We start from the raw sequence: 18,103 nt of genomic DNA, 5'->3' as shown, positions 1-18,103 counted from the left end.
TCAGAACCCCACCGCCATCGGGGTGGCCGCGGGGGCGGCGGCGGGCTCGTGGGTCTCCATCGCGCCGCACACGGCGGTCATGGCCTCCAGGAGCTGGGCGTCGCTGAGCAGCGAGCGCTGCGCGGGCAGCTCCTCGGCGGCGACCGGGACGACGGGCACGCCGCGGATGAGGTGGTGGGAGGTCAGCGCGGAGTCCTCGCCGGGGGCGAAGAGGTCCTCGTGGAGCTTCTCCCCGGGTCGGAGGCCGGAGAAGACGATCTCGACGTCCTTGCCCGAGGCGTGGATGAGCTGCTGGGCGAGCTGCACGATCGGGACCGGATCGCCCATGTCCAGCACGAGGGCCTTGCCGCTCTCGCCCACCACCGCGGCCTGGAGAACGAGCTGGACGGCCTCGGAGACGGTCATGAAGTAGCGGGTGACCTCGGGGTCGGTGACGGTGACGGGGCCGCCGCGCTCGATCTGGGCGATGAAGGTGTGGATGACGGAGCCGCGGGTGGCGAGCACGTTGCCGAAGCGGACGCTGAGCCAGGTGCCGTGGCCGGCGGTGCGGCCCTTGTGGGCGGTGAGCCCCTCGGCGATGCGCTTGGAGTAGCCGAGCACGTTGTGCGGGTCCGCCGCCTTGTCGGTGGAGATGTTCACGAAGTGCTCCACGCCGTGGCGGTCCGCGGCCTCGAGCACGTTGTGGGTGCCCATGACGTTGGTCTTGAAGGCCTCGTCAGGCGCCTTCTCGAGCATGTTGACGTGCTTGAGCGCGGCGGTGTGGAAGACGACGTCCGGCCGGTGCCGGGCGAAGACGGCGTCGAGCCGCTCGGCGTCCCGGATGTCGGCGAGCTCCATGTTGTCGCTGCCGAGGTCGGCGGTGCCGCTCATCGACAGCAGCAGCGCGTGCAGGGCCGACTCATCGCGGTCGAGCATCACGAGCTCGGAGGGCCCGAAGTCCGCGATCTGGCGGCACAGCTCGGAGCCGATGGAGCCGCCGGCGCCGGTGACCAGCACCGTCTTGCCCTGCAGCATCTCGGAGATGGTGGAGAGGTCGGTCGTCACGGGGCGACGGCCCAGGAGGTCGGCCGGCTGGATCTCGCGCAGGTCGCGGTGGTGGACTCCGTCGATCATCTCGCCGAGCGGCGGCACGATCTTCACCGGCAGGTCCAGCTCCTTGGCCACGCCGGTCAGGCCGGCCATGGTCTCGGCGGTGATGTGAGTGGTGGCGATGATCAGGATGTCGGCGCCGGTGCGCTCGAGAGCGGAGCGGAGCTGGTCGGTGGTGCCGGCCACGCTCACGCCCGCATGGCGCAGGTGGCGCTTGCGCGGGTCGTCGTCGAGGAAGCCGACGGGGTCCCAGGTGGAGGAGGGGTCGCGCAGCATCGAGTCGGCCAGGGCGCGGCCGATGTCGCCGGCGCCGACGATGAGGGCGCGGGAGGGCTCGGCTTCGCGAAGGGCGCGCAGGGTGCGCAGCGCCAGGACCCGCACCAGGTAGCGCACGGTCGCGGCGGCCAGGATCACCAGCGGCGCGGCGATGACCGGCGCGGTCAGCGGGAGCATCTGCTCGGGCCACACGGCGTTGGCGACGGTGACGACGAGGGCGGAGGCGGTGGCGACCATCGCCAGCGGCGGCATCTCCTCGAAGCTGCCCACGAGGTGGCGGCCCTGGTGGAGGCGCACGGCGCGGGCCAGGAGCGTGTAGACGGCGACGGCGATCGCGGTGAGCACGAGCAGCCCGAACAGGGGCGTGCCGGCGCCGTCGAGGGCCAGGCCGAAGGAGAGGGAAGGGGTCTCGAGGCGCAGCGCAGAGGCCGCCCAGAGGCCCAGGAACCACATCACCGAGTCGATGACGATGAACGGCACCGGCGCGGGGTGGAGGTCCCGGTCCACGAGCGAGTCCCGCTCGGCGTCCGGGTCGCCCTCGTGGGCGCCTCGACGAGTGCTGGGACCTGCGGGCCGCAGGACGGCGTGCAGAGAGATGATGGACACGACTCCCCCTCTTCCGGTGGTGCGAACCGTTCGGACCTGCGCTGTCGTCGCGAATGTCCGTTTTGCCCGCCTTGTGACGGTTCGTACCGTACGTCAGTTTCGCTCGCTTGGGAAGTCGGATCCGGAAAAGTCCGACAGGTGACCCGCAGGACGGTCCGTCGCGAGCTCGCGGACAGCACGACGCGCCGCCCCCTGGAGGGGACGGCGCGTCGTGGACCGGGCGACGGGCGCCGTCAGATGCCGGCGGCGGTCAGTCGCACGCTCTCGTGCTTGGCGGAGACGACGCCGGGGGAGTACTCGCGCCAGTCCTCGCCGATCTCGAGGCCGAGGGCGCGGGCGAGGTAGTAGCGGGGCACGTCGGCGCCGGCGAGGTGCACGAAGGGGTAACCGCCGCCGAAGCGGGGGTTGATATCGATGACGGAGGGCTCCCCGCCCTCGGCGAGGAACATGTCGACGTCGACCAGCCCCGTCAGCCGTGCGGCGCGTGCGATCCGCTCGGCATTGCCGATGAAGGGCGTGGGGTCGACCGTGACCGCCTTGTCCGTCTCGCCGGCGCGCATGCGCACCTTGCGTCGGGCGAGCACGGCGCGCAGCGCCCCAGGCTCGTGGAGGTCGCCGACGATGTCGACGCCGTGCTCGCGGCCGGGCAGGCGCGACTGGACCACGACGTCCTGCCCGCTGGGCGCGGAACCGTCGGCCGGGGCGGGGGCGGAGGCGATCGCGGCGTCGACCGCGGCGCGGACCCCGTCGGCAGTGACCAGCGCGAGCCCGGAGGAGGCGCTGCCCAGGCGGTGCTTGACCACGAGCCCCTCGGAGGTGGCGGCGATCTCGGCGATGCCCGCCTCGTCGTCGCCGGTGACGGTGCGCGGGGTGGGCACGCCGATCCCCTCGAGCAGCTGTGCCATGCGGAGCTTGTCGGCGCAGCCGAGCTGCCAGGCGCGGTCCACGCCGGGCACGAGGACGCCGCGCTCGCGCAGCTGCTCGGCGAGATCGGTGGCGACATGGAGGTGCATGAGCTCGTAGTCGTTCACGGAGAGGAACAGGCTCGGTCGCAGCTCATCGACGAGCTCGAGCAGGGCCGGGCCGTAGGCGGGGTCGGCGTAGCGCGGGAGGCTCCGGCCGATGTCACCGTAGCTCGCGGCGGCGCTGGTGGGGTCGTTCTCGGTGACGACCACGCGCCCCTCGAGGCCGAGGTCCGCGAAGGCCTCGCGGAACCAGTCGATGAGGTAGAGACGCCGTCCCGCCGAACCGATGATCATCGTGGGGTCTGAGTCCACAGCCCGTTCCTCCTCGCGCTCCGAGCAGGGCGGGCCGCAGCGCCCCTCCCCCGCGGTGTGCGGTCCCTCCGCACACGAGGGCGCGCGGTCGCTCCGCCCGCCCGCACCCATCATGCACCGTTCCGCCCCGGATCGGACATTCCACCGCATATCGGATTTCACTGGACGCCTGTCGCATCCAGCACGCTCCCAGCTAGTGTGGTCTGAGACCCCGCCTCGTCTCCCCGCCCCAGCGGCGCGCCGACGAGCGAACCCCCGAGAGAGAAGGACGAGGAGCGCCCTGATGACCGCATGGGAGTCCGAGAGCGAGCCGGCGCCGCAGACGCCCGCCTTCGTCATCGACGGGGAGGTGCTCGACGGCTTCGTGGACCGTTTCGCGGACGCGCTCGCGCAGCACTGGCCGCGCTCGATCCTCTCCTACTCCTTCAAGACCAACTCGCTGCCCTGGCTGATCTCGTACATGCGGGCGCGGGATGTGTGGGCGGAGGTGGTCTCCGATGCGGAATACGAGCTCGCGCTCGCGCTCGGCTACGCGCCGGACCGCATCGTGTACAACGGGCCGATCAAGGGCCGTGGCCGGCTGCGGGCGGCGCTGCGGGCGGGCTCGATCATCAACCTCGATGCGAAGCGCGAGGTGACCTGGACGGCGGAGCTCGCCCGCGAGCTGGCGGGCGGCTCGGCCGGCGGCGCGGCCGACGGGGACTTGGCCGGTGCGCCGGGCAGCGCCCCGCTCGCGGTGGGGCTGCGCGTGAACTGGGACCTGGAGGCGCTGCGCCCCGGGGAGTCCACCACCGGCGAGGAGGGCAGCCGTTTCGGCTTCAACGCCGACAACGGCGAGCTCGACGCCGCGATCGAGGAGCTCACCGCCGCCGGGGTGCGCATCGCAGGCCTGCACATGCATCGCAACTCCGCGACCCAGTCGCTGGGGGTGTACGAGGCGGCGGCGAGCGTCGCGGCGGGGATCGCCTCCTCGCGCGGGCTGGACCTGGACTGGCTGGACATCGGCGGCGGCTTCTTCGGCAGCGTCGACGGCTCCCCCACCTTCGCCGACTACGTGCGCACGATCCGCGAGGCGGTGGCCGGGGTGGTCGACCCTGAGCGCACCCAGCTGATCGTCGAGCCGGGCGGCTCGCTGATCGCGGTGCCGGTCGAGTTCCATGCGAGCGTGCTGGACGTGAAGGACGTCGGCGCGAGCCGCTTCGTGATCACCGACGCGAGCCGCACCGACGTCGATCCGCTGTTCCGGCGTCGGCGCGGCTACGACGAGCGCGTGTCCGCCGCCTCGAGCGACACCCTGCCCGAGCAGATCATCGCGGGGTTCACCTGCATGGAGGAGGACAGGATCACGCGCCTGCACGACGCGCCGGCCCTCGCCGTCGGCGACCGCCTGGTGCTGTCCACGGTGGGCGCGTACACGATGAGCTACCAGTCGACCTTCATCGAGTTCCTGCCCGCGGTGCACGTGCGGCGCAAGGGGCGGTACACGCAGGTGCGACGTCGCTGGGGCGTGGCGGACTACCTGCAGGGCAACCGCTGGCTGGACGGCGGGGAGCTCGCGGAGCACCCGATCCGCAGCAGCTGACCCCGCCCCCGGCGCTCAGCCGTTGAGGTACTGCTGGAGCGCCTTGACGGTGGCGTAGTTGGTGCGGAAGTCCCACACCCCGTTGTCGCCGTAGCCGATCGCGGCGCGGAGCTTGCGGGTGGTCTCGGCGCCGATCTTGCCGTCCTGCACGGCGCCGACCTTCTTCTGCAGGGCCTTGATGTCGCTGGTGGACAGGGAGCCGTCCTGCTTCACGCCCACCCATCCTTCGAGGGCGCGGGTGGTGGCGGGACCGAACTTGCCGTCGACCACGAGGCCGGCGCCGGTGCCGGGCTTCTCGGGGGCCGGGGCGGAGGAGCCGCCGGGCTGCGCGTTGGGGTCGGCGCCGCCGTTGGCCTTGGTGAGACCGGCCTTCTTGCCGCAGGTGGGCCAGGCGCCGGGGCCCTGGGCGTGCAGGGTGCGCTGGGCGACGGCGATCTGCTCGGCCTTGGTGGCCTGGTTCGCGGTGCTCGCGTACTCGCCCCCACCGAAGGCCTTCCAGGTGGAGCTCGAGAACTGGAGCCCGCCGTAGTAGCCGTTGCCGGTGTTGATCGACCAGTTCCCGCCGGACTCGCACTGGGCGACCTCGTCCCAGACGGTGCCTGCGGCGGTGGCGCTCTCGGTGCCGGCCAGGCCCAGCCCGGCGACGACCGCGGCGCCTCCGGCGGCGGCCGCGACCTTGGGGGCCAGGCGCACGCCGCGGAAGGCGACGGCCCGGCCGGGGGCGCGGTGGGTGGGGGTGCGGGTGGCAGACATCGAAGGCTCCTCGTGGTCGGGGAAGTCGACGCGGCTGGACGGGGAAATACGGAGGGGAATGCGTCGAGGGATGGCCGTGCGGCGGGTTCCGAGGCCGACGGGGATCCCGCTGACCTGCGCGCCCGCTGCGGGCACGTCTCCACAGTGACGCGGCTCGGGGCGCGGGGAAGCGCTCGCACCCGAAAGATTCCCCGCCGCAGGGGATCTCTTTACCGAGATCTGGGGATTCTCGGGACATTCGAGAATGACGCGGATGTATTTATCGAGCACAAGCCTGCCGCCCGGCCCGGCTGCGGCGGGTATTCCCTTCACCGTCGGCCCCGCCCCGTCCTACACTCCCTCGGTGACCCGCTCCCCCGCCCCTGCCGCGCCTCCCGCCGCCGCGCTCTCCCCGCGTGACCGCAGCGTCATCGTCCTGCTCCTGATCAGTGCCTTCGTGGTGATCCTCAACGAGACGATCCTGTCGGTCGCGCTGCCGCCGATCATGGACGACCTCGACCTGTCCGAGACCACCGCGCAGTGGCTCACCACAGGGTTCATGCTCACCATGGCGGTGGTCATCCCGATCACGGGCTTCTTGATGGGGCGCTTCTCGACCCGCCAGGTGTTCGCCATCGCGATGACGACCTTCGCCGCGGGCACGCTCGTCTGCGCGGTCTCGCCGACGTTCCTGCCGCTGCTCCTGGGTCGGATCGTGCAGGCCTCGGGCACGGCGATCATGATGCCGCTGCTGATGACCACGGTGATGAACCTGGTCCCGCCCTCGCGGCACGGCCAGGTCATGGGCAACATCTCGATCGTCATCTCGGTCGCGCCGGCGCTCGGCCCCACCCTGTCCGGCCTGATCCTCTCCCTCGCCTCGTGGCGGTTCCTGTTCGTGCTGGTGCTGCCGATCGCGCTGCTGGCGCTGGGGATCGGGCTGCGCCGCATCCAGAACGTCTCCGAGGCGGATCCGAAGCCCGCGGACGTGCTCTCGGTGGTGCTGTCGGCGGTCGGCTTCGGCCCGCTCGTGTACGGGCTGACCGGGATCAGCGGCGGCGGGCACGGCGGGGCGGCGGAGGCTCCGGCCGGTCCGCCGCTCGCGGCGCTGGTCGCGCTCGGGGTCGGGGCGGTGGCGCTCGCGCTGTTCGTGTGGCGGCAGCTGGTGCTGCAGCGTCGTGAGCGGGCGCTGCTGGATCTGCGCACCTTCGCGAGCCGCAACTTCTCCGTCGCGGTGGGGCTGATGGTGGTGATGATGGGCTCGATGTTCGGGGTCGTGGTGCTGCTGCCGATCTTCCTGCAGCGGGTGCTGGAGCTGTCCACCCTCTCGGTGGGGCTGATGATGCTGCCGGGAGGTCTGGCGATGGGGCTGCTCGCCCCGTTCGTGGGACGCCTGTTCGACCGGGTGGGGCCGCGGCCCCTGCTGGTCCCGGGCCTGCTGGCCGTGGTGGTGGGCATCGGGATCATGTCGCGCGTGCCGGAGCAGTCGTGGCTGATCGTGGTGGGTCACGTGGTGATGTCGCTGGGGCTCGCCTTCGTGTTCACGCCCCTGATGACCACGGCGATGGGCTCGCTGCCCAGGCCGCTGTACCCGCACGGCTCGGCGATCGTGGGCACGGTGCAGCAGGTCGCGGGAGCGGCGGGCGCCGCGCTGATGGTCTCGGTGATGGCGCGGATCGCGGCGGGCACCACGACCGGCGGCGCCTCGGAGCTCGAGGGGATCTCCGCGGGCACCTCGGCGTCGTTCACGATCTCCGCGGCGCTCGGCCTGGTCACCGTGGTGATCGCGCTGTTCATCCGCCGCAATCCGGCCGACGCCGGGGAGGAGCCGGTGGAGGCCGGGCCGACGGGGTCGGAGGACAGGGTCGTCCCCGGCTGAGCAGGGCGTGCGCAGCGCGTCGGCCGCTCGTCAGAAGACGACGCCGCCCCCTTCCTGGAACCAGCCGCCGACCATCTGCTCGTCGTGCCTCATCATCGCGAACCCCGTCCCCTCGACGGGGACACGGTGCACGGCCTCCTCCCCGCCCCCGCCCCGGACGGTGAACTCGGCGACGCCGTCGAGGGCCACGAACTCGTAGGTCCCCATCTGCCCGGAGAGGGCGTGGAGGGACGGCGGGGTGAGGACCTCCCACTCCCCGTTCGCCGTGACGTGCTCGGGGGCGGTGAAGGGGCAGCTCTCCGGATGCGGCGAGGTGCTCTGCACGCAGTCGGCGAGCAGCTCGCTCGCCAGGGCGTCGACCTGCTCCACACCTTCCTCGGTGAGCTCGTAGGACAGGTCGATCGGGCCGGTGGTCCAGGCGTCCAGGAGCGGAGGAAGGCTCGCCCGGGTCGTGACGGGCGTGACGGCCGGGCCGCCCTCGGGGGCGCTGACCTCGTAGACGCCGGGGAGGAGCGCGAGACGCACCTCGCCCGTGCCGAGGAACTCGTCGCTCCGCGCTCCGGGAGGCAGGTCGACCTCGACGCCGTTGAGGAGCACGGAGGTGGCACTGACGGGCAGCAGCACGCGCAGGATGGGCACGGCCACGGGGTCCAGCTCCCAGACCGGGCGGCGCAGCACCCCGGTGCCGTGCCGGGTGAGGTGCAGGGTGACCTCCTCGGTGCGACGACCGAGGCCGAGCGAGGCGGTGACCTCCGCATGGTCGCCCCGGATCTGCGCCCCCTCGAGGGTGAAGCTGTCCGCCCGGGCCGTGGCGGCGAGCAGGACCTGGTCGGTGAGACCCACGTCGAGTGCGCCGTCCTCGGGCGGCGCCATGTGCTCGCGCACCGTGTCGGTGTCGGCGTCGAGGATCGCCTGCAGGAAGCTGCGCGCCTCGGTCTCCGGCGAGCGCTGCCCCACCAGCACCGACGGCAGCACGAGCACCAGCACCAGCAGAGCTGCGATCCCCCCGGCCGGCCACCAGCGCCGACGGCGGGTCGGGGTCCCGGCGCGCCCGTCGCGGGCGGGCGAGGGGGCCGATGACTCCCTCCGCGCGTCGTACGGCACGTCCTCGTCCTCGGCACCGTCCCATCCGGCGGCGATGATCCGGCCGGTTCCCCGCCCTCTGCTGCGCCCCACTGCGCCCCCTGACCGCGTCGATGCCTGCCGGAAGGCTACCCCGCAGCGGCCGGGCCGCCCTCGGCTCACCGCTCCCACGAGGTCACGAGCTCTCCTCCACGATCGAGCGTGCTGACGGCGCGGGCGTCCACGGCGATCCGATATCGGCGCGGCTCCTCCCCCGGCGCGGCGGCGGGGACGGTGAACTCGGCGACGCCGCCGCGGGCGTAGGCCGTGTAGGTGCCCATCCATCCGCCGGGGGCGCTGATCTCGGGCGGAGCGACGAGCCTCCAGTCCCCCTGTCGAGCACCCGCACCGGGCGCCGCGATCGGGCAGCCGAGAGGACGTGCCGAGGTGCTGGTCAGGCAGGTCTCGAGGGAGGCGCGGATCCGCTCGGCCAGCTCCCGCTCGCCGCTGTCGGTCAGGGCGTACCCGGCCTGCAGCAGCACGGACGTCCACGGGCTGAGCAGCGGCGGCACGTTCACGCGCACGGGGATCGGGTCCAGCAGGTCCCCGAGGCTCGGGGCCTCGATCTCGTAGAGCCCGGGCAGGACGCGCAGGGTGATGACGCCGAGCCCCTCCGCCCCGCGGGGACGAGCCGCGTCCGGCACGGTGAGCAGCTGACCGTTCACGCGCAGCTGCGCGGCGCCGACGGGGATCGCGACCTGCACGGTGGGGAGGGTCAGCGGCTCGAGCCTCCAGGTGCGGAACGGCCAAGGGCCCTGCCCCTCCTGCACGAGGTGGAGCGTGGTGGTCAGGGAGCGGCCGCCGACGCGCAGCCGGGCATCGACCTCGGCGTGGCCCTGGCCGGTGCGGACCTCGAGGACGGCGAAGCGGTCGATCCTCGCCGCGGTCGCGGCGATGACCTCCGGCGCGAGCGCGATGTCGAGTGCGTCCCCGGCGGGAGCGAGGTGCTCCTGGAGGGTGGCGATGTCGCCGTCCACGAGGGCCTGCAGCACGCGGCGGGCGGTCGTCTCGGCGGGAGCGCCGCCCACGAGCAGCGGCGGCAGGGCGAGGACCAGCACGAGCAGGAGCGCGATCTCGGCGAGGACGCCGCGCACGTGCCGGGGAGCGTCGGCCGGGGCCTCGTCGGGCCCTGCGGCTCTCGGCACGTCGGGCGGCCGCGCGGGGCCGCCGGCCGGGATGCCGGACCATTCGAGCGTCGAATGCACGACCGTGCCCTGGGCGCCGTCTCCCCAGCCGGTGCTGAGGGGGCGTCCTGGGCGTGAGCGCTGCGAGCGGTGCACCATGGCTCCCGGTCCCGGCGGCGCTGGCCCGGGAAGGACCGTCGGCCGCCGGTGGTGCGGTTCAGGCTACGCCCACCCCGCGGCGTCGACCAGGGGCTCCGAGCGGCGCCCGGCGAGGTGGCTCAGAGCGCCCCGGGGGCCGACTTCTCGCGGGCGCGGTCGGCGAAGCTCACGCCCATCGCGGCGAGGGTGAGCGCCATGATGATCACCAGCGCGATCGTGAACGCCTCGAGCCATTCGGTCCCGCCCACGGTGAGGGAGAAGATGATGCCGGGGATCATCGCGGTGCCGATCGCGGCGCCGAGGCGCTGGCCGAGCTGCAGGATGCCGCCGGCGACCCCGCCGAAGCGCGGGTCCACGGAGTTCAGGGTGAGGGTCTGGTTCGGGGAGATGGTCATTCCCTGGCTGAGGCCCATGAAGGTCAGCGGCGCGGCGAGCCACCAGAACGCGAGCGCGCCGGACTCCACGAAGCCGGCCAGCAGCGTCGTGCCCAGCAGTCCCACGAAGGCGACGCCGAATCCGGCGATCACCATGCGCCTGCCCAGGGTGAGCACGTAGCGGCCCGCGACCTGGGAGCTGATCGCGGCGGCGATCGAGGAGGGCAGCCCCAGCAGGGAGGCCTCGAAGGCGGTGTGGCCGAGGTGCATCTGCAGGTACAGCGGCACGATGATCCAGATGCTCGTCGCGCCGAGGAAGTACACCGAGACGATGAGGATGCCGTTGCGGAACGCCTTGTTGGCGAAGATCGCGGTGTCGACCATCGGGGCGCGTCCGCGGCCCTTGTAGCTCCGCTCCCAGGTCCACCACAGGCCCAGCACCAGCAGGCCGGCGGGGAAGGACAGCCACACCAGGGCGCTCACGCCCCGCTCGAGGAAGGGCAGCATGATCCCGAGGATCGCCAGGCACAGCAGGATCGTGCCCACCGGATCGAGATCGGGGCGGGTCCTGCCGCGGGCGCGGTCGTCGGGGATGAAGCGGAGGGCGCCGAGGACGGCGACGATCCCGATGGGGACGTTCATCAGGAACATCCAGCGCCAGCCCCAGTTCGGGCCGAGCAGCTGGATCAGGAGCCCGCCGATCACGGGGCCGATCGCGGTGGCCACGGCGACGGTCGTCGCGAGCAGTGCGAAGGCCCGGGCGCGGTCCTGTCCGCGGAAGTGCTGCTGGATCAGGGCGACGGTCTGCGGGTTCAGCAGCCCCGAGCCGATGCCCTGGAGGATGCGGGCGAGGTTCAGGATCTCGACGGACGGGGCGAGGCCGGAGAGCAGGGAGCCGAGGGTGAAGATCCCGACGCCGATCACGAACATGCGTCGCCGCCCGGTCGCATCGCCCGCCCGCCCGGCGGGGACGAGCAGGATCGCGAAGGAGAGGGCGTAGCCGGAGATGACCCACTGGAGCGAGCCGGTGTCCGCCTCGAGTCCCTCGCCGATCGCGGTGAGGGCGACGTTGATGACGCTCACGGCGATCAGGGCCATGAACAGGGGAGCGAGGAGGACGGCGAGCAGGGGCTTGCGACGCACCGCAGGGGCCGGCGCGCTGTAGTCGGGGATCACCTCGACACCATATGCACTCAGTGCAGGTTTGTGGAGGGCGAGGTGACCGGTGGGACACCGAGGCGGACGGGCATCCCCCGCCGACGGGGAGCCGCCCGGCCGGTGCGGGTCAGGACGGCTGCGACGGGCTCTGGCCTGAGCCGTCGGCACCGGGCCCGTGCGGTCCCTGCTGTGCGGACGGGGCGGGCGGCGCGGGCGGGGCGAAGGAGCTCGCCTGCGCGCCTGCCCGCGGACCGCGGGCGTCATCGCTGTACGGGCCGGGCGGGATGACGTAGCCGGAGCGCCCGCTGAGCAGCGGCGTCGCGGTCTGGACGGCCCGCGCCGTCGGCCGCTGGGGGGTCGGCACGCCCGTGAAGCGGCCGAACTGCTCGCCGTAGCCGGCGGGCCGGATCCGGCTCGCCCGGTCCAGCAGGGCGAGCGCCTCACCGGGGCTCGGGTACTGCGAGGACCAGCGGTGCCCGGCCGGCAGCGGCGAGTCGTAGAGATGCCCCTTGGGGCGGATCCACAGCGCGCCGGGCTTGGAGCGGTCGCGCAGGGCATGGGCGCGCCAGGTGGTGATCGGGTGGGAGGAGCCCCAGTTGACCCAGTGCACGAAGAGGCTCGGGTCGGTCGCGGCACGGTCGGCGAGCTCGTGCACGTTGACCTCGGCGTTCAGGTACTTCCCTCCGGAGAGGAGGCCCATCACGCCCGCGGAGCCCTCGGGGGCGAAGCTGTAGCCGAAGTTGTCGGCGGTGTACTCCTGGGAGCGGGAGAAGGCCGGGCCCAGCAGCGGGATCAGAGAGAGCATGTTGCTGAACAGCAGTCGGAAGTAGGAGACGTGACCGGCGGCGAGGTGACCCACCTCGTGGCCGATCACGAACTTCAGCGCGTCCCGGTCGCGGCCCTGGCCGCCGATCTCGAACAGGTCCGAGTGCACCACCACGAAGCGGCGGAAGCCGTGGCCCGAGGCGAAGGCGTTGACCACGCCGCTGCCCATGGTCACGTAGGCGTCGGGGACGTTGCGCATCCCGAACCGCGCGGCGGCCTCGGCCACCATCCGGTACCCCTCGGGGAACTGGGTGGGGCTCATCCGCACGGAGGTGGCGCGCAGCTGGGCGTACAGGATCGCACGCACCCACCAGATGATCAGCGGCAGCAGGGGCAGCAGGAACACCAGCTGGACCACGAGCGGGAGCACGGAGACGTAGTCCCACACCTTCGTCACCGCGGCCTCGCCCTCGGCGGCGTAGAGCCAGATCGCTCCGGCGATCGCCCCGCCCCAGGCGAGATAGCTCAGCAGCGTCGCGGCCACACCCACTCCCAGCAGGGGCAGCTCCCAGGGGTGGCGGATGCGGCGGCGGCCGAGGAGGCCGTGGGTGGTGGCGCCGTTGACGAGCGACGGCTTCCGCGGCGGCACGGGGGGTGAGGGCGCAGCAGGGGGCGGGACGGTCATGAGGGGCTCCTCGAGCGCGGGGCTCATGGGGGTCGGATCGGCAGGCCCGTACGGGCCATGGACCGACCGTAGACCCGCAGCCGCCGACGTGCATCACCGATCGCACTGGTCACGACCGATCATGGACGCAGGGAGGTGGGTCCGTGGGCGTTCGTCGCGGTGGGATCCGACGAACGGCCGACGGGGGTCGACCGGCCGACGGGGGTCGACCGGCCGTCGGAGGTCGACCGGCAGGCAAGGCGCTCCGCACCCGAGGGGCAGGGTCGGGCGCCGTGCCGTTCAGCGGAACAGCCGCCCGAGCAGTCCGCGCTTCCAGGTCGTGTACGGCGGGGTGACCAGGCGCAGCGTGTCGGGGCGCAGCGGCTTCCTCACGACGGGCTTCGCGTGGGTGAACGCCTCGAGGCTCGCCCGGCCGTGGTACGCGCCGGTGCCGGATCCCCCCACGCCGCCGAAGGGCATGGTCTGCGAGCCGAGGTGGGCGAGGGTGTGGCCGAGGGCGAGGGAGCCCGAGGAGGTCTCCTCGGCGAAGCGCTCCTCGATCTCGGGCCGGGGGCTGAACACGTAGGCGGTCAGCGGCTTCTCGCCCGCCCGGATCCGGGCGATCGCCTCGTCCGGGCCGGCGACGGCGAGGAGCGGCAGCACCGGTCCGAAGATCTCCTCGCCCATCACCGGGTCGTTCCAGTCCACGCCGGTCATGATCGTGGGCGGGAGGTAGCGGGTCTCGCGGTCCGCGCCCGCGGTGCCGCCGAGCACGGTCTTGTCGTCGTCGATCAGCGCGAGCACGCGGTCGAAGTGCCGCTCGTTCACCATCCGACCGTAGTCGCGGGAGCGGCGCGGATCCCTGCCGTAGAGCGCGGTCGTCGCCTGGCGCAGGTGGGGCACGAGCCGGTCGATCGTGGCGGGGGCGGCCATGAGGTGGTCGGGGGCGACGCAGGTCTGCCCGGCGTTGGTGAACTTCCCCCACACGATGCGGCGCGCGGTCGCGGCGAGGTCGGTGCCCTCGTCGACGAACACCGGGGACTTCCCGCCGAGCTCGAGCACGGTGGGAGTGAGGTGCTCGGCCGCGGCGCGGGCGACGATGCGGCCGACGGCGCCGTTGCCGGTGTAGAAGATCAGGTCGAAGCGCTGCTCGAGCAGGAGCGTGGTCTCAGGGACGGCGCCCTCGACCACCCGCACCCAGGCCGGGTCGAGGTGGGCGCGCACGAGGTGGGCGAGGGCGGCCGACGTGGCGGGAGCGACCTCGCTGGGCTTGAGCAGCGCGGTGTTCCCGCCGGCGATCGCCCCGATCAGCGGGGCGAGGGCGAGGTTCACGGGGTAGTTCCACGGCGAGATGATCAGCGTGGTCCCGAGGGGCTCGCGGCGGATCTGCCCGCTCGCGGGGGCTAGCAGCATGCCGGGCCCGAAGCTCCTCGGACGCAGCCAGGAGCGGAGGTTCCTGCGCAGGTGCGCGATCTCCTGGCCGACCACACCGAGCTCGGTCAGCAGGGACTCGGTGCGGGACTTGCCGAGGTCCTGCTCGAGGGCCTTCAGCAGGCGGGGACGCTCGGCGCGGAGCCCGCGGGCGAGGGCGTCGAGCTGCGCGAGCCGCGCCTCGAGCGGGCGGGTGGTCCCGGCCTCGAAGGAGTCCCGCAGCGCGGCGACGTCGGCGAGGACCTCGCCGCGCCGGACGGCGTCGAGAGGGGCGGGAGCGGCCTGATGCGCGTCGGTCGGCATGGACCCAGGGTAGGACCGACGGGGCGGGTGCGCCGTGGGCGAACGGATGGGCGTGCCCTGACCCGGCAGGGGCTGATACCGGACAATGGACGGCGACGTCGTCCCGAGGGCCGGGCCGGCGGGAGAGGCTCCACGATGGCTGTGCTGCTGGCGGCACCGATCCTGCTGTCGATCACCCTGCTGATCTCCGGGCTCGCGAAGCTCGGTGCGCGCGAGGGCACGCAGGATGCGATGCGCTCGCTGCGCCTACCGCTGCCGACGATGCACGCCTCGGTCGCCTCGGTCCTGCCCGTGGCGGAGATCGTGCTCGCGCTCGGGCTGTGGCTCCCGGCGCCGCCGATCCAGGTGCTGCTCGCCGCTCTGGCGGCGCTGCTGATGCTCGCCTATCTCGTGATCATCGCCCGGGCGCTGACCTTCGAGGAGCAGGTGCGCTGCTCGTGCTTCGGCACCCTCGCCTCCCCCACCGTCTCCCGCGCCACGCTGGGGCGGAACATCGTGCTGAGCGCGCTGGGGCTGCTCACGGTCGTCGCGGCCGGCAGCGGCATCATGACGACGGTGCTGGTGCAGGCGCCGCTGACGATCGTGAGCTTCGGCGCGGCCCTGCTGATCACGATCGTGCTGACAGCGCTGACGATCGGCGGCAGCTCCGCCGACGAAGCGGCCGACGAGGAGGCGGCCGGCAGCGGTTCCTCCGCCCCCTCCCCCGCCACGACCACCGCCCCCGACGAGGGCGCGGACGCCGAGGACGAGCTGCTGGACTACGAGCGCACCCCGATCCCGGCGGCGGTGCTGCAGCAGACGGACGGGCGGCTGATCACCCTCACCCAGCTCACCGCGCATCGGGCGGCGCTGCTGATCTTCGTCTCCGAGGGCTGCGGGCCCTGCGAGCGGGTGCTGGACCACGCGGAGGAGTGGATCGGCGCGCTCGAGGACACCCTCCAGGTGCGCTTCGTGTTCTCCCGCCCGCTGGACCAGCTGCGCGAGCGCACCACCGACCGGGTCCAGGGACACGCGCTGCACGATCCGCAGTTCACCGCCCGCACCGTGCTCGGCGGGAGGAGCGCCCCGAGCGCGGTGCTGCTGGGGGCCGACGGGCAGCTCGCCGGCGGCCCCGTGGCCGGTGGCACCGCCGTGATCGAGTTCGTGGAGGAGATCCGGGAGCAGCTGGCGGAGGCACGGGCCGGCGGGGAGCTGCCCGCGCAGGTCGACTGAGCTCCGCGCAGGCCCCGCGCGGGTACGGCTCAGGGCACGCTCGCCTGCGCGAACCTGCCTCTGCCCTGGGCCTGGAGCGCACCGTCCGCGGCCGGGACGAAGACGGCACGGCCCGGCCGCAGCGGATGCGTGCCCGAGGCCGTCGTCAGGACGAGCTCCCCCTCGAGCCCGAGCAGGATCCTCGGCCCGGTCCCCGGCACGGGCACCGGCTGGGCGTGCCCGGACGGCGCGCCGTCGCCGGACAGCTGCGTGATCGCGAGCTCGAAGTCGTCCACGGGCGCGTAGTAGGCGACAGACGCCGCGCTCTGTCGTTCGGGGGCGACCCGGAGCGGGGGCGCCGCCGTGACGCTCACGCTCTGCAGCACCTCGTCCGCGTGGACCGTCTTCGAGGTCAGGCCGGCACGCAGCACGTTGTCCCCGGAGGCCATGACCTCCAGTCCCGTCCCGTGCAGATAGGCGTGCAGGGCCCCGGCCGGGATGAACAGCGACTCGCCCGGCCGCAGCGTCACGGGGTTCAGGAGCAGCGCGGCCACCACGCCCGGGTCGCCTGGATGGTGCTCGGCGAGCAGGGAGAGGAAGGCGTCGATGCGGGGCGAGGGCGAGGAGCCCGCCTCGGAACGTGCCCGGCAGGCCGCGACCACCTCAGCCACCTCGGCCTCGGAGGGGCGCATCGACGTGGAGACCAGCGTGCGGAACGCCGCCCGCATCCCGTGGGCGGTGGGGTTCGCGACCAGCAGCCGGTGCAGCCGATCGGTCAGGTCGGTGCCGAGCCCCTCGACGATGACCGCCGCCCGTCGGGGCGTGCGGAAGCCGCACAGCGCCGTGAAACCGGTGAGCGCGTACAGCAGCTCCGGCTTGTGGTTCGGGTCGCGGAAGGTGCGCCGGGGGGAGTCCACGGGGATCCCGGCCGCGTTCTCCGCCGCGAAGGACTCCAGCGCCTCCTCCCGGGTGGGGTGGACCTGCAGCGACAGAGGCCTCTCCGCCGAGATCACCTTCAGGAGGAAGGGGAGCCGCTCCTGGAAGGCTCGACCCACCCCCTCCCCCAGCATCTCGAGCGGGGCCGAGGCGATCAGATCGTCCAGGCGGGTGCCGTCGGGCACGGTCGCTGGGCCGAGCGGGTGGGCTCCGAACCAGAGCTCCGCCCAGGGTGTGCCGTCGGCCGCGCGGCCCAGGAGCTCGGGGATCGCGGTCGTCGAGCCCCAGTCGTAGTGCTGCGGGTGCCCGGCCAGCTCGAGCATGCTCAGGCGTCGCCCTCGAGGATCTGCGCGATCAGCCGTGCGGGCTCGTCCGCCCCGATCGGCGGCGCAGCGGTCGCCGGCGCGCCGTGGGGGCGCAGGCCGTAGCGCTCCCAGTACTCGTGGAGCCAGTCCGGGGCGTGGGGACAGTGCACCCACGCGGGCAGCCCGCGCACCGCCGCCTCGAGGAGGTCGGCGGACATGATCGAGACGACGGGGCCGCGGAACTCGCTCGGGGCGAGGGGCGGGTCCTGGACGGTGATCCCGCGCCGGCGCAGGAGGGAGTGCGTGGCGCGCGAGAGCCGGTCGCCGTCCGCGGGGCCCGGCTGGTAGCGAGCGCCGGTGGAGCGGCAGAAGGAGTGCGCGGCGGAGGCCGCGAGTCGCCGGGGGAGCTCGACCGCGGCGAGCTCGCCCAGGAACAGCGGCGTCGCCTCCGGGTCGACGTCCTCGACCGGGTCGCCGTGCGAGGCCTCCCAGAGCCGCTGGGACCCGACAGCGCGAACCTCGATCTCTCGCCGACCCGAGCGGCGGAACTCCCCGTCGGCCTCGGTCCAGGCCAGCAGGGTCGTGCGCGGGGGCAGAGGGGCGCTGAACGGGGTGACCGTCCCGTCCTGGAGGACGGCGTTGGGCACGTCGGCGCGCATGGCCCAGGCGTGGACCTCGCGTCCCACCGGGTGCTCCCAGCCGGTCGTGAGCACTGCCGTGATGCCTCGCCCGGCGAGCGCGGCCCTCGGCTCGATCACGGGATGGTGCGTCCAGTCCGCATCGCCCGGCAGCGAGAGGTCGAGATCCGCCGGAGTGAGCACCTCCACGGTGCCGTGGAGGTAGGGCAGCACCGCCAGCAGGCTCTCCTGTCCCGTCGGCCCCGCGGCGTCGATCCCGAGGAGGACACGGGAGGTCCCTGTCCCCTCGCGGGTGTGCAGTGTGAATCCGGGCGCGGCGGCCTGCGCGGGGTCCGGGCGTCGCAGCAGCCGGGATGCGGCGCCGCGCAGCGCCGCAGCGGGCCGGCGCGTGTCACGCCATTCCTGCCAGCGCTCGAGGCTGTGCGGATGAATCAACGCCATGGTGCAATCCTCCACGTCGGCCGATGGAATCCGGCGCTCAGCATTCCACAC

The 18,103-nt window shown here is 73.2% G+C and carries 13 protein-coding genes; 3 read left to right on the top strand and 10 right to left on the bottom strand.

Translation table 11 applies throughout. The features are described 5' to 3' along the window. Both D1648_RS02350 and D1648_RS02345 read right to left on the bottom strand, forming a co-directional pair. Positions 1–1,971, bottom strand: coding sequence for a nucleoside-diphosphate sugar epimerase/dehydratase (locus D1648_RS02350; protein WP_122939208.1), 1,971 nt, complete (start codon positions 1,969–1,971; stop codon positions 1–3). A 233-nt stretch (positions 1,972–2,204) separates the two neighbouring features. After that, a complete protein-coding gene (locus D1648_RS02345) occupies positions 2,205–3,248 on the bottom strand; it encodes an ATP-grasp domain-containing protein (protein ID WP_164518549.1) in 1,044 nt (347 codons plus the stop codon). Between the two features lie 283 nt (positions 3,249–3,531). Between D1648_RS02345 and D1648_RS02340 the strand changes: the two genes are divergently transcribed. Beyond that, on the top strand, positions 3,532–4,830 hold the full coding sequence (locus D1648_RS02340) for a hypothetical protein (RefSeq protein ID WP_122939207.1): 1,299 nt from the start codon (positions 3,532–3,534) through the stop codon (positions 4,828–4,830). A gap of 15 nt (positions 4,831–4,845) precedes the next feature. Here the strand turns inward: D1648_RS02340 and D1648_RS02335 are convergent, their stop codons facing one another. Next, positions 4,846–5,583 carry a transglycosylase family protein gene (locus D1648_RS02335; protein ID WP_122939206.1) on the bottom strand — a complete coding sequence of 246 codons (738 nt, stop codon included), beginning with the start codon at positions 5,581–5,583 and terminating at the stop codon, positions 4,846–4,848. Positions 5,584–5,926: 343 nt separating this feature from the next. Between D1648_RS02335 and D1648_RS02330 the strand changes: the two genes are divergently transcribed. Further along, the gene (locus tag D1648_RS02330; RefSeq protein WP_122939205.1) at positions 5,927–7,441 is read left to right on the top strand and encodes an MDR family MFS transporter; all 1,515 of its coding nucleotides are present in this window, start codon (positions 5,927–5,929) and stop codon (positions 7,439–7,441) included. A gap of 30 nt (positions 7,442–7,471) precedes the next feature. On the opposite strand, the gene D1648_RS02325 is transcribed toward D1648_RS02330, so the two are convergent. The 5 genes from D1648_RS02325 to D1648_RS02305 all read right to left on the bottom strand — a co-directional run bounded on the left by D1648_RS02325 (position 7,472) and on the right by D1648_RS02305 (position 14,541). Beyond that, complete coding sequence (locus tag D1648_RS02325; protein WP_122939204.1) at positions 7,472–8,545, bottom strand: hypothetical protein; 1,074 nt, start codon at positions 8,543–8,545, stop codon at positions 7,472–7,474. Positions 8,546–8,682: 137 nt separating this feature from the next. Next, positions 8,683–9,846 carry a hypothetical protein gene (locus tag D1648_RS02320; RefSeq protein WP_122939203.1) on the bottom strand — a complete coding sequence of 388 codons (1,164 nt, stop codon included), beginning with the start codon at positions 9,844–9,846 and terminating at the stop codon, positions 8,683–8,685. Between the two features lie 119 nt (positions 9,847–9,965). Then, complete coding sequence (locus D1648_RS02315) at positions 9,966–11,396, bottom strand: MFS transporter (protein ID WP_122939202.1); 1,431 nt, start codon at positions 11,394–11,396, stop codon at positions 9,966–9,968. A 109-nt stretch (positions 11,397–11,505) separates the two neighbouring features. Then, positions 11,506–12,828 (bottom strand): M48 family metallopeptidase, encoded by a 1,323-nt coding sequence (locus D1648_RS02310; RefSeq protein ID WP_122939201.1) that lies wholly within the window; start codon positions 12,826–12,828, stop codon positions 11,506–11,508. Positions 12,829–13,107: 279 nt separating this feature from the next. Beyond that, on the bottom strand, positions 13,108–14,541 hold the full coding sequence (locus tag D1648_RS02305) for an aldehyde dehydrogenase family protein (protein ID WP_122939200.1): 1,434 nt from the start codon (positions 14,539–14,541) through the stop codon (positions 13,108–13,110). A 135-nt stretch (positions 14,542–14,676) separates the two neighbouring features. Here D1648_RS02305 and D1648_RS02300 point away from each other — a divergent pair, with 135 nt between their 5' ends. Further along, positions 14,677–15,753, top strand: coding sequence for a MauE/DoxX family redox-associated membrane protein (locus D1648_RS02300; RefSeq protein ID WP_122939199.1), 1,077 nt, complete (start codon positions 14,677–14,679; stop codon positions 15,751–15,753). A gap of 29 nt (positions 15,754–15,782) precedes the next feature. Here D1648_RS02300 and manA read toward each other — a convergent pair whose 3' ends face one another. Together manA and D1648_RS02290 are read right to left on the bottom strand one after the other, a co-directional pair. Further along, complete coding sequence (gene manA, locus D1648_RS02295; RefSeq protein WP_122939198.1) at positions 15,783–16,991, bottom strand: mannose-6-phosphate isomerase, class I; 1,209 nt, start codon at positions 16,989–16,991, stop codon at positions 15,783–15,785. Positions 16,992–16,993: 2 nt separating this feature from the next. Beyond that, a complete protein-coding gene (locus tag D1648_RS02290) occupies positions 16,994–18,052 on the bottom strand; it encodes a hypothetical protein (RefSeq protein ID WP_122939197.1) in 1,059 nt (352 codons plus the stop codon). Between the last annotated feature and the right edge of the window lie 51 nt (positions 18,053–18,103).

This window comes from Brachybacterium sp. EE-P12 (genome assembly GCF_003711805.1).
Classification (GTDB): Bacteria; Actinomycetota; Actinomycetes; order Actinomycetales; family Dermabacteraceae; genus Brachybacterium.
This window is presented reverse-complemented; position numbering and strand designations above follow the sequence as displayed.